This is a genomic window from Actinomadura sp. 7K507 (assembly GCF_004348425.1).
Taxonomy (GTDB): Bacteria; Actinomycetota; Actinomycetes; order Streptosporangiales; family Streptosporangiaceae; genus Spirillospora.
Map to the genome: position 1 here is coordinate 1 of NZ_SMKK01000274.1, position 11,258 is coordinate 11,258.

Below are 11,258 nucleotides of genomic sequence, written 5' to 3' on the forward strand. Positions count from 1 at the left end.
ACGTATTGGCGTTCGCGGTAGGGGTTGCCGGTGAATTGGGCGATGCGGACGACGTCGCCGGTTTGTGGGGCGTGGATCATGCGTCCGCGGCCGTAGTAGATGCCGACGTGGTGGATGGTGGCGGGGTTGGCGGGGTTGTTGGCGAAGAAGAGCAGGTCGCCGAGCTGGAGTTGGGGGCGGGGGATGTGGGCGCCGGCGTTGTATTGGGCGGCGGCGACGCGAGGTAGGCGGGCGCCTGCCTTGGACCAGGCGTATTGGGTGAGGCCGGAGCAGTCGAAGCCTTTGGTGCTGGCGCCGTGGGCGATGCCGTAGGTGGGTCCGGAGGGTCCGCCGCCGCCCCAGGAGTAGGGGGTGCCGAGCCAGCGGAGGGCGGCTTTGACGGCGAGGGCGCCTCGCCCGGTTGCTGTGGGGGTGGCGTAGCGGGCGGCTTGGTCGAGGACTTTGCGGACGTAGGAGTCGGCGTGGTTGTAGTGCCAGATCGCGCGGCGTAGGTGTTTGCCGCCTTTGCCGGCGTTGTTGGCGCATAGGTAGTTGGCGGCGCCGTGGATGGCGTCGGCGGGGTTGTAGCGGTCTTTGTGGCCGTCGTGGTCGCCGTCGGCGCCGTAGGCGGCCCAGGTGGGGGCGAGGAATTGCATGGGGCCGCCGGCTCCGGCGTGGTTTTCGCCGTAGGCGACGCCGGGCATGGTGGAGCGGCCGTGGTCGGATTCGATCTTGCCGATCGCTGCTAGGACGTTCCAGGGCAGGCCGGGGCAGGTTTGGGCGGCGTCGAGGTACCAGCGCAGGTACGCGGGCGGGATGTCGCGTTTGGCCAGGGCGGTGGGTGCCCCGGCCAGCCCGGAGCCGATGCCGGCGGCGGAGTCCTTGCCGGTGAGTAGGAGGACGAGCGCCAGCGGCAGGACGAGGGCAGCGGCGCACGCGACGGCCGCCTTCACCGGATGGGCCGCCGGGGCGAGGTCGGCCGGTTAGTCCTGTGCGCCGGTGCGGGCTCGTCGTTGAGCGCGGTATCCGGCGCCCTTCTTGGGCGTGTCGGCGGGTGGTGGCTGGTCGGTTGGGTCATCGGCGGCTTCCCCGGGTTGGTGGTGGGGCTGCCGCAGCACCTGGCGGACTGCTTCCCAGGAGTACCGGAAGTCTTTGCCGGTTTTAAGGGCGGGGATCTGCCCGGCGTTGGCCATCCGGCGGACGGTCTGGGGCGACAGGCCGAGTTTGGTCGCGAGTTCGGCGGTGGTGAGGACGTCAGGGTCGCGGCCGGGTGTCTCGATCATCGCGGGGGCTCCTGGGTCGGCGGTCATATCTTCCCCTCAGTGTGGTGAATGGGTGCTGCGGAAGCACGTTCTGACGTGTGATGGCGTCTTCGAAAACTGTTTGACGATGCTTGCGCTCCACAATCTTGCCACGTACGGTGATCATTCAGCAACTCAGAGCATCGATTCGGGGGTATGTGGGTGAGTCTTCGACAAACCGGACCGGCACCGGCCCGCAGGGTGCGCCAGGTCCTGGACGTGGTCGTGGTCGGTGCGCATGGCGGCGCCGGGACGTCCACGCTGACCGCGCTGCTGCCCGCGGCGTGGGACATGGGCTCGATCCGGCCACTGCTGGATCTGGGCCGGTCGCCGCTGCGGCCCCAGGGCCGGCCGGTGATTCTTGCGGCGCGGAACACGGCGGCGGCGGCGAAAAACGCGACGGCCGCGATCGGGGCGCTGCGCGAGTGGGACGAGCGTGTCGCAGCGCTGGCGATCGTAAGTGACGGCGGCACCGAGGTGCGGGATGCGGCGGCCCGGTTCGCGCTGCTGGAAGGGCGGGTCGGCGGCGTGGTGCGCGTCCCGCATGTGCGGGCGCTGCGGCTGGTGGATGACCCGTGCCTGGTTGACCTGCCGGGCAAGGCGCGCCAAGCCCTCGATGAGCTCCGCCGCCTGGTCGGCGCCCCGGCCGACAGGGGGTGGTGATGCTGCTGACCTGGGTTATCGGCCTGTCGCTGCTGTTCCCGCACGCGGACGTCGATGTGCCCGACCCGCCTCCGGAGGCGCCGCCGGGACTGGATCAGAAGATGAACACGCTGCTGGCGTGGGGCAAGTGGGGCGTGCTCATCTGCGGCGTCGCGGGCCTGTTCATCTGCGCGGGCCAGATGGCCATCGGGCGCAAGAACCGGTCGACGTTCGCGGCCGACGGCGCGACCGGCATCCCGTGGGTGCTGGGTGGTCTGAGCCTGGCCGCGACGGCAGCTCCGATCGTCGGGGTGTTCTTCTCATGAGCCGCCGCGAAGAGGGTGTCGCGTGGTGGCAGCGGGGCTGGGTCGTCGCGGCGGCGGTGATCGCCGGCGGGACGTTGATCGGCCTGGCCGTGCCAGTGGCATTCAGGTCCGACCCGAAAGGCCCGCCTACCGCTGCGCGGACGACGGTGCAGGTAGGGCAACTGGTGAGCGCGCCGCAAGTGTCGCTGGACGATGTGGCGTGGCGGGATTTCCACGGCGTCGTGCTGCCCTACTCGGCGCAGGACGGGCCACGGGAACTCGACGGGGCCGATCAGAATCTGGCGCGGGGGTTCGCGCGGACGCCACGCGGGGCGTTGCTGGCCGCAATCCACATCACGGTGCGGGCGAGCATGCAGTGGGGCCCGGAGGTGTTCGACCCGACTATCGACCAGCAGGTCATCGGTCCGGACGCTGACGCTCTGCTGGCAGCAACCAGGGAGACCTATGAGCGTCACCGCGGCGATCGCCGGGATGGTGCTGCGCTGGGCCGGGGCTATGTGGTCCTGGAGGGGTTCCGCTGGCAGGGGTACTCCCCGGTGGCGGCGAGCGTGGATCTGGTGTCGGCAGGTCCGGGCGACAGCGATGTGACCGTGCGTGCCGCGACCCGGATCCAGGTCCACTGGCACAACAACGACTGGCGGGTGGTCGCCCCGCCCGGCGGGACATGGGCAGGAGCGGCGGCACCGGTCGACTCACCGGACGGTTATGTCCGCTTCCCGAGCGGGGGTGGCTGATGCTCCCGCTCGACCCGTGCTCGCCGGTCACCGATCCGGCATGTGTCCAGCCGGTCGACAACGACGACAGCGGCAACCCCCTGGTCCCCACGATGCCCGATATCGGCGGCATGATCGGCGGGAAGGTGCTGGATGAGGCGGCCGAGTCGTTCCAGGCGGCGGTCGGGTGGCTGATCTCCAAGACCGCGTCGTGGTGGGTGGAGACGCCCTCGCCGGATCTGGAGGACGAGTCGGCGGTCGGCTATCTACAGCTGCTGGTCCAGCCGCTGACGGTCGCGGTCGCGGTGATGGCGCTGCTGGTCGTGGGCGCGCGGATGGCGCTGACCCACAAGGCGACTCCGCTGCTGGACGCCGGGCGGGGTCTGGTCGTGCTGGCGGCGGTCACCGCGATCGGCGTGCTGGTGCCGAACCTGCTGCTGCAGTGGGGCGACGAGTGGTGCGGCTGGGTGCTCAGCGCGTCCTCACAGGGGGACTTCGCGCAGCGGATGACCAAGATCGTGACGTTCCCGTCGGGGACACCGGCCGCACTGGTGCTGATCCTGTGCCTGTTCGCACTGCTCATCGGCATCATCCAAGCGCTGCTGCTGCTGTTTCGCGGAGGCGCTCTGGTCATCCTGGCGGGGCTCCTTCCGCTGGCGGCGGCAGGCATGATCACCTCGTCGACCAAGGGATGGTTCCCCCGGGTCACGGGCTGGATGCTCGCACTGATCTTCTACAAGCCGGCTGCGGCAGCGGTGTATGCGACCGCGTTCACGCTCGTGGGCGAAGGCGACGGGCTGCACGCCCTGCTCATGGGGTTCGCGATGATGCTGATCAGCCTGATCGCCTTTCCCGTCCTGCTGAAGTTCTTCACCTGGACGACCGGGGGAACCGAGGCCAGCAGCGGCGGCGGAGTCCTCAGCGCGCTCATGGGCAGCGCCACCGCGATCGGCACGCTGCGGGCCTACGGCGCAATGAGCGGTTCCGGCGGCGGGCAGTCCGGTTCGGCGGGCGAGCACGCCGACTACCTCAACCAGCAGCTCGGCGACCAGGACACTCCCCCACCCGGCGACAGCCAGCCAGGACAACCACCGACCCCGCCTCCCGGCCAGGAACACGGCGGGCAAGCATCAACCGGCACTCCCGGCGAGCAGATCTCCGACACGGGCGGCCCCTCGGGAAGTGGTCAGGCGGCGGCCGGGCAATCCGGGGCGGGGCAGAGCCCGCAAGGCGGCGGTGGCGGGTGGGCGCCACCCGACGGCGGTCAGGGCGAACCGGTAGCCCCCACCCTCATCCAGACGGCAGAGAAACAACAGCAACGCGGCGAAGACGCAGTCCGCTGGGCCGCCACCGCCGGCACAGGCGCCCCAGTCGGAGGCGGCAGCGGAGGTGGGCCGACCGGCGCGGTCGGTGAAGGAGGCGGTAGTGGGAAATGACATCCGCACCTATGGCGGCTGGCGGCGCCGGCACGGTATCGGGCTGCTCGGCATGGACACCACCTCCACCTTCATCGCCCTCGGCGCCGCGATGCTGCTGGTTCTGGTCGCCGCGACCGCCCCGCAACTGCTCATCTACTTGCTGCCACCGGTGTTGCTCGGTGGTGGGCTGGGGCTGGTGCGGGTCGGGGGTGTGCCGCTGGCGCGGCTGGTGCTGGCACGGGCCCGCTGGCGCTGGGGCATGTGGCGCGGCTACAACCGGTACCGCGCCGGAGTCGTCATCGACCATCCGCGGGCGTTCCAGCTGCCGGGGGTGCTGGCGCCGTTGACGCTGCTGAGCGCCGAGGACGGTTACGGCGGCCGGTACGGGATCGTGTGGGATCGCCGCACCGGGTTGCTGACCGCCACGCTGCGGGTGGTGCCGACCTCGACGTGGCTGGCCGACCGCAGCGACGCCGACGCCTGGGTCGCGGGCTGGGGCGGTTGGCTCGCCGCCCTCGGGCACATGCCGGCGGTCCGGTGGGTGACGGTGACGGTGGAGACCGCGCCCGAGCCCGGGTCCACGCTCGCCGACACCGTCGACCGCGCCGTCGTGGCGACCGCACCGGCGCCGGCGCGCACCATCATGAGCGAACTCGTCCAGGCGGCACCGGCCGCCGCTGCCGACGTCGACACCCGGGTCTCGATCACCTTCGACCCCAAATCGTCCTCGGCCAGCCCCAAGGACCTGTTCGAAGCGGTCGCCGAACTCGGCCGGACGCTGGACGGGCTGGCGTCCCGGCTCGGCGGCTGCGGTGTCTCCGTGCTCGGACGGGCCACCGCCGCCGAGATCGCCGGGACGATACGGACCGCGTTCGATCCGCACGCGCGCGGCGAGGTCAACCGGCTCCTCGCCGGCCCCGACCCGGACGAGGTTCTGAGCTGGGGTGATGCGGGGCCGGTCGCTGCGACCGAGCACACCGGCCACTACGAGCACGACGGCGGGCAGTCGGTGAGCTGGGCTTGGCACGAACCGCCCCGCCAGAACGTTCGCTCCGACGTCCTGGCCCGGCTCGTCGCACCGGGCCCGTTCCCCAAGCGCGTCACGCTGCAGTACCGGGCGCTTCCGGCCGCGGCGGCGAGCCGGGTGCTGCAGCAGGAGGTGAACGCGGCGGCGTTCCGCACCCAGTTCCGCCGCCGGACCGGACGCGACGAGACCGCCCGCGACAGCTGGGATTCGGCACGCGCCCGCCAGGCCGCCGCCGAAGAAGCCATGGGCGCCGGAGTCTGCCTGGTGGCGATGTACGCGACCGTCACCGTCACCGACCCCGGCCAGCTCCGCCGCGCCGTCGCGCACGTCGAGACCGCCGCCGACTCGGCCAAGATCCGGCTGCGCCGCCTGTGGGGCAGCCAGGCCACCGGGTTCGCCACCACCCTGCCCTGCGGGATCTGCCCACCCGAACTGTCCCGCCGCCTCATCCACTGAACCGCCGGAGGAACCGCGCTTGCCGAACGCCGAAACACAAGCCATGTCCGAACCGCTCGCCCCACCGTGGGGCTGGCGCGGCCGCGGGACCGGACGCGCCGCTCACGTCGAGCCCGCACCCGAATACCAGGCCACCACCAGCCAGGTCTGCGGCCTGTACCCCTTCACCGCCGGGTCCGGGACACCCACCGCCGGCACCCCGGTCGGACGCCACCAGCTCTGGGGCGAGGTCGTCTGCCTCGACCCGCTGGCGTGGCTGCGCGAAGGGCTGGTCACCAACCCCGGCATGTTCGTCCTGGGACAACCCGGCACCGGCAAATCCACCCTCGTCAAACGCCTGGTCACCGGTGCCGTCGCCACCGGCACCACACCGATCATCCTCGGCGACACCAAACCCGACTACACGATGCTCGTGGAGTACCTGGGCGGCCAGGTCATCCGCGTCGGACGCGGCTTCGACCGCATCAACCCCCTCGACGCCGGTCCCCTCGATGAGGCCCGGCGGCGCCTCACCGGCGCCGACGCCGAAACCCTGCGGTGGGAGGTGCGGTCCCGGCGGCTGTCGCTGCTGCTGGCGCTGGCGACGCTGGTCCGCGAAGCCCGCATCACCAACGCCGAAGAAGTCGTCCTGGGCCGCGCCATCGATCTGCTCGACGACCGCCTCGACACCGAACCCACCGTTGTGGACGTCCTGCGGGTGCTGGAGCAGGGACCGGACGAACTCCGGTCCGCGACTCGTACCGACTCCGGTGACGTTTACCGCGCCCAGACCCGCGATCTGGTGTTCACTCTCGACCTGCTCATCTCCGGCTCTTTGGCCGGTGTCTTCGATTCGGCCACCACCCGCCCCTTGAACCTGGACGCGCCCGCGATCAGCGTCGACATCTCCCGCGTCCGCGCCGCCGGCGACAAGCTCCTGACCGCCGCGATGCTGTGCACCTGGGCCTACGCCTTCGGCATGGTCGACGCCGCCACCACCCTCGCCGACCTGGGCGCCGGCCCACGCCGCTCCTACCTCGGCGTCATGGACGAACTCTGGCGCGCCCTGCGCGGCGCCCCCGGCCTGGTCGAACACGCCGACGCCCTCACCCGCCTCAACCGCGCCAAAGGCATGGCCTCAGTCATGATCACCCACTCGCTCGCCGACCTCGACGCCCTGGCCACCGAAGAAGACCGCGCCAAAGCCAAAGGCTTCGCCGACCGCTCAGCCATCACCGTCCTGGCCGGACTGCCGCCCCGCGAACTGGCCCGCGTCCACGAGATCACTCCGCTCACCGGGCCGGAGCAGCAGCTGGTCACCTCATGGTCGGCGCCCGACTCCTGGCAGCCCGGCGCTCGCCACCCCGGGCGCGGCAAGTACCTCATCAAGACCGGCGAACGCCTCGGCATCCCGGTCGAGCTCTCGCTGGTTGGCGCCGAAGCCGAGCTCTACGACACCGACCAAGCGATCAGGGCCACCGCATGACGCGGGCTCTGGGTCCCAAGGCGTCGCTGTGGCACTCCAACGCGGGCGCCGGGTGGCTGGTGCTCGCCGTCTGCTGGACGCCCATCGTCGGGCTGTGGGTGGTGTGGGCCGCCGCGAAGCTCTGCGCCACAGCCACCGACGGGACGGTCATGCCCTTCGGGTCCAACTTCGCCACCGCCCTCATCCGGGGAGACACCGATGTGACCTGGCCGGGAACACCGACACCGCTGGTCCTACTCATCCTCGTGCTGCTGATCACCGCACTGGTATACGGGATCTGGGCCGTGTGGTTGCGCATCGCGGAACGCTTTCCACAGCCTGGGGATCCCGTCGCAGCGCTCGCCGACAACCCCGGCCTGACGCAGCTTCAGCCCGATGCGACAGCAGAGAAGGCGATCGCGCTGCGGCGCTCGCTCGCCAAGTCCGACACCCAGGATCTGGAGCGCGACGACATCGGCCTCGTCCTCGGAGACGTCCTGCTGTCGGGTGACCGGAGCGGTCCGACGTTGTTCGCCTCGTTCGAAGACACCGTCGTGGCGTTCATGGCACCGCGCTCAGGCAAGACGACCACCCAGTCGATCCCGCACGTGCTGGCGGCGCCTGGACCGGTGATCGCCACCAGCAACAAGGCCGATCTGTGGTCGGCGATCGCCGCCGTCCGCGCCGACCGGACCGGCGGGACGATCTGGTTGTTCGATCCGCAGCACATCACCTACCAGCCGCAGGCCTGGTGGTGGAACCCGCTCGCCGGGCTGTCCACCGTCGAGGACGCGCACCGCCTGGCCGGGCACTTCGTCCTCACCGTCGACGACGGCCAGAAGAAAGACCTCTGGGGCCCGGCCGCCCAGGACTTGCTGTGCGCGCTGTTCCTGGCCGCCGCGAGCTCCGGGCGTTCGCTGCATCACGTGGCCCGCTGGCTGGATGAGCCCGCCGTCCCCACCCCGATCGAGCTGCTCCAAGAGGCCGGCTTCCAACTCATGGCCTCCTCTCTCAAAGGCACGCAGAACGGGGCTGTTGAAACCCGCGATGGGATCTACCAGACCGCCCGCACGGCAGCGAAAGCCCTGCGCGACCAGGAGATCCTCGCCTGGGTCACCCCCGACTGCGACCTGCCGGTCTTCGACCCGGACGCGTTCGCCACCTCGGTCGACACGCTCTATCTGCTGTCGAAGTCGCTGTCGGCCGCTGCCCCGCTGATCGCCGCGCTCACCGACACCACCATGCGCGCGGCCGAACGCCGCGCCGAGCAGGCTGGCGGACGCCTCGACCCGCCCCTGGTCGTCGCTTTGGATGAGGCCGCCAACATCTGCCGCATCGCCGACCTGCCGCAGCTGTACTCCCACCTCGGCTCGCGCGGCATCATTCCGGTCACCATCCTGCAGAGCTACGAGCAGGGCGTCACCGTCTGGGGCGAACCCGGCATGGCCGCGCTGTGGGGCGCCGCGACCCGCAAACTCATCGGTGCCGGTATCGATTCGCCCCGCCTGGTCCGCGACCTGGCCACCTTGATCGGCCAGCACGACGTACCCGTCCGCTCCATCTCCTACAACGACGGGCGCGCCAGCGAACAGATCTCCCTGCGCCGCCAGGAGATCCTCGAAGCCGCCGACATCCGCGCCCTGCCCACCGGCACCGCACTGCTGCTCGCGACCGGTACCAAGCCCGCGCTCGTCCGGCTGCGCCCCTGGTACTCCGGACCGCACGCCGCTCCCATCAACCGGGCCATCAAGACCGCCGACAGCGCCATCGCCGACGCCGCTCGCCGCCATTACAACCGCCCGGACAGCCCGTCCACGCCGTAACCCATGTCCGCGAGAAAGGGCCTTCACATGCACGAATCCGCAGCTTTGGAGGCTCGATGCCCAAACCCGACGCGTCCGCGACCGGCAGCAAGCGTCCCGAGTCGCTGTACCCGAACGTCACCGCCTGGGTGACGCAGCACTTCGTGCCGATGTACCGGCGCACCCTCGGCGGCGAGTTCCGCTGGTGCGCCCAATGGTGGCGCCACGGTGAGGCCATCTCCCGGCTCACCGCCCTGTGGTTCTCCTGGGAAGCGATGCGCCTGCAAGGCGCCACCGGCATGGCCCTGTGGTACCGCGACCACCTCGACCACCAGCTCCCCGTCCTGCTCGGACCACGCGGACCCTTCTACCAGTGCACCGAAACCGAACACCTCGCCCCACACCAAGCCCGCCTCGCCCCGGTCCCTGCCGGATGGCTCAGCTTCGACCAGGACGACGACATGACCCCAGTCGACATGACGCGCCTCATTCAGCAGTCCGAGCCGCTGAAGGGAGAGGCGCATGACTGACCGCACGGACGCCACCGTCCTGGCGCTGGACGCCTACGAGCAGCACCTGCTCGGCGACCTGGCCAACGGGCACCGCAACGACCACACCGAAGCCGAAGGCCTCCTGCACTCCCTCGTCATCGACCTCATCAACTACGGCCAAGGCAACCACCTCAACATGGCCGACCTACTCGACGCCCTCGCCCAAGCCCGCAACGACCGCGGCGGCGCCCTGACCAACCCCCGCTACAGCTTCCGCCTCAACACCGAGGTCCAGTTCCGCGACCGCGACACCGACGAGCACCGAGGCTTCATCACCGAACTGAAATCGACCGGGCCCGGCACCGACGCCGAGTGCGTGTTGCGCGTCCCCGGAATCATCGACCCTCAGCACACCAGCACGTCCGAGCTGCAGCCAGCCACCCGGATGGCCCCAGTGCAGACTCGCACCAGCGGAACCACCTTCTCCGCGCTGGAAGCCGAACACACCGCAATCGACCTCATCAACCACCTGACGGCAGGATCGCCCGGCGAACCAGGCCACGATCCGCGGGTGCTGGCGGACCTGGTCGAGCTGTCCACCGCACTGGCGAACTGGTCCGGCACGATGCCCGAAAGAGTGCTGCGCCACCTTCGCCACCAAGCAGGCCAACACCGTCCGGCACCGGGCGACAACCTGTCTTCGGCCATCCGGCAGGCCGCCGCCGCGTTCCCCAACGACATCGCCGCCAGCCTAGCCCGCGAGCAACCCGACGCGCCGTCATCCAGCCGCCCCGATCCCCCGAGACCGGCGCCACACCCCCGCTTGAAGTAACCGCCCGCCCGTCAATCACCAGAACCTTCTGGAGGTACAGGCTTGTCCGACCATGCCGATGAGGCCGTCGCCACCGCGCTCGACGCCTACCAGCACCAACTCCTGCCCGATGACCGTGCCAGCCACCGCGCCGACCCCTTGCTGGCCGAGCCGCTCATCCAATCGCTCATCGAGCAACTGGCCCGCTACGCCGACCGCTGCGACCTGGACGTCCACGACACGCTCGCCGAACTGCACCAGCAACGACAAGACCGCGGCGGCCACGACCACGACCCGACCTACAGCTTCCGGCTCGGCGCCGAGGTCCAGTTCCGTCAACAGCGCACCGCCACGGGAGTCAAGCCGCAGTATCCGCTGTGGCGGGGATTCATCACCGCCCTGGCCGCCTCACCCGACGGCGAGCCCCAGTGCACCATGCGGATTCCGGGCGTCAACCAGGGGCTGCACGTCGCCGCATCCGAACTGGAACCAGCCGATTCACTTCTCCCCCTCGCCACCCGCACGGCCGGAGTCGTCGCCCACGCCCGGGACGCCGAACAGGCGATCATCAACATCGCCGTCCGCCTCAAACGCGCCGCCAACAACGGCCTCGCCACCGACGAGCAGGCACTCACCGACATCGCGCAGCTGACCATGAGACTGAGCGCCTGGTCCGGCGGCCAGCCCGACGCGATCATGCACCAGCTCCACGAGCGCATCCTCAACGCCGTCCAGAAGCCGGCCAAAGGACGCCCTGGGCCAGCTTCGGAGCCCCGGCTCGCCGAAACCGAATTCCCACAGCGCCCACGCTCCGTCTCGTCCGACGACCCGCCACCCGCCACCAGGCC

At 70.5% G+C, this 11,258-nt stretch carries 12 protein-coding genes; 10 read left to right on the plus strand and 2 right to left on the minus strand.

The annotated features are described in order from the left end of the window. Both E1285_RS38660 and E1285_RS38665 read right to left on the minus strand, forming a co-directional pair. A partial coding sequence (locus E1285_RS38660) for a bifunctional lytic transglycosylase/C40 family peptidase (protein ID WP_132159567.1) occupies positions 1-932 on the minus strand: 932 nt, incomplete at its 3' end. Positions 933-962: 30 nt separating this feature from the next. Further along, positions 963-1,262, minus strand: coding sequence for a helix-turn-helix domain-containing protein (locus E1285_RS38665; protein ID WP_132159568.1), 300 nt, complete (start codon positions 1,260-1,262; stop codon positions 963-965). A gap of 180 nt (positions 1,263-1,442) precedes the next feature. Here E1285_RS38665 and E1285_RS38670 point away from each other — a divergent pair, with 180 nt between their 5' ends. The 10 genes from E1285_RS38670 to E1285_RS38715 form a co-directional block, all read left to right on the plus strand. Further along, on the plus strand, positions 1,443-1,943 hold the full coding sequence (locus E1285_RS38670; RefSeq protein WP_132159569.1) for a hypothetical protein: 501 nt from the start codon (positions 1,443-1,445) through the stop codon (positions 1,941-1,943). Then, positions 1,943-2,248, plus strand: a complete 306-nt coding sequence (locus E1285_RS38675) for a hypothetical protein (RefSeq protein WP_132159570.1) — start codon at positions 1,943-1,945, stop codon at positions 2,246-2,248. The genes E1285_RS38670 and E1285_RS38675 overlap by 1 nt, the downstream gene beginning before the upstream one ends. Further along, positions 2,245-2,982 carry a hypothetical protein gene (locus E1285_RS38680; RefSeq protein ID WP_132159571.1) on the plus strand — a complete coding sequence of 246 codons (738 nt, stop codon included), beginning with the start codon at positions 2,245-2,247 and terminating at the stop codon, positions 2,980-2,982. Before E1285_RS38675 ends, E1285_RS38680 begins: the two co-directional genes overlap by 4 nt. Further along, positions 2,982-4,397 carry a hypothetical protein gene (locus tag E1285_RS38685; protein ID WP_132159572.1) on the plus strand — a complete coding sequence of 472 codons (1,416 nt, stop codon included), beginning with the start codon at positions 2,982-2,984 and terminating at the stop codon, positions 4,395-4,397. The genes E1285_RS38680 and E1285_RS38685 overlap by 1 nt, the downstream gene beginning before the upstream one ends. Next, positions 4,387-5,862 carry an SCO6880 family protein gene (locus E1285_RS38690; protein WP_243723358.1) on the plus strand — a complete coding sequence of 492 codons (1,476 nt, stop codon included), beginning with the start codon at positions 4,387-4,389 and terminating at the stop codon, positions 5,860-5,862. The genes E1285_RS38685 and E1285_RS38690 overlap by 11 nt, the downstream gene beginning before the upstream one ends. Before the next feature lie 43 nt (positions 5,863-5,905). Beyond that, positions 5,906-7,327, plus strand: coding sequence for a hypothetical protein (locus E1285_RS38695; protein WP_132159574.1), 1,422 nt, complete (start codon positions 5,906-5,908; stop codon positions 7,325-7,327). After that, positions 7,324-9,129 carry a TraM recognition domain-containing protein gene (locus E1285_RS38700; protein WP_132159575.1) on the plus strand — a complete coding sequence of 602 codons (1,806 nt, stop codon included), beginning with the start codon at positions 7,324-7,326 and terminating at the stop codon, positions 9,127-9,129. The genes E1285_RS38695 and E1285_RS38700 overlap by 4 nt, the downstream gene beginning before the upstream one ends. A 56-nt stretch (positions 9,130-9,185) precedes the next feature. After that, entirely contained in the window at positions 9,186-9,638 is a 453-nt protein-coding gene (locus tag E1285_RS38705; protein ID WP_132159576.1) for a DUF4913 domain-containing protein, read from the plus strand. Continuing rightward, the gene (locus tag E1285_RS38710; protein ID WP_132159577.1) at positions 9,631-10,431 is read left to right on the plus strand and encodes a hypothetical protein; all 801 of its coding nucleotides are present in this window, start codon (positions 9,631-9,633) and stop codon (positions 10,429-10,431) included. Before E1285_RS38705 ends, E1285_RS38710 begins: the two co-directional genes overlap by 8 nt. Positions 10,432-10,473: 42 nt before the next feature. Continuing rightward, on the plus strand, positions 10,474-11,258 hold a 785-nt coding region (locus E1285_RS38715; protein ID WP_132159578.1), incomplete at its 3' end, for a hypothetical protein.

What these genes read in the sequence shown, in the direction of transcription:
- E1285_RS38710 (WP_132159577.1), top strand. Translation starts at nt 9,631, where the DNA reads ATGACTGACCGCACGGACGCCACCGTCCTGGCGCTGGACGCCTACGAG.
- E1285_RS38680 (WP_132159571.1), top strand. Translation starts at nt 2,245, where the DNA reads ATGAGCCGCCGCGAAGAGGGTGTCGCGTGGTGGCAGCGGGGCTGGGTC.
- E1285_RS38675 (WP_132159570.1), top strand. Translation starts at nt 1,943, where the DNA reads ATGCTGCTGACCTGGGTTATCGGCCTGTCGCTGCTGTTCCCGCACGCG.
- E1285_RS38705 (WP_132159576.1), top strand. Translation starts at nt 9,186, where the DNA reads ATGCCCAAACCCGACGCGTCCGCGACCGGCAGCAAGCGTCCCGAGTCG.
- E1285_RS38700 (WP_132159575.1), top strand. Translation starts at nt 7,324, where the DNA reads ATGACGCGGGCTCTGGGTCCCAAGGCGTCGCTGTGGCACTCCAACGCG.
- E1285_RS38695 (WP_132159574.1), top strand. Translation starts at nt 5,906, where the DNA reads ATGTCCGAACCGCTCGCCCCACCGTGGGGCTGGCGCGGCCGCGGGACC.
- E1285_RS38685 (WP_132159572.1), top strand. Translation starts at nt 2,982, where the DNA reads ATGCTCCCGCTCGACCCGTGCTCGCCGGTCACCGATCCGGCATGTGTC.
- E1285_RS38665 (WP_132159568.1), bottom strand. Translation starts at nt 1,262, where the DNA reads ATGATCGAGACACCCGGCCGCGACCCTGACGTCCTCACCACCGCCGAA.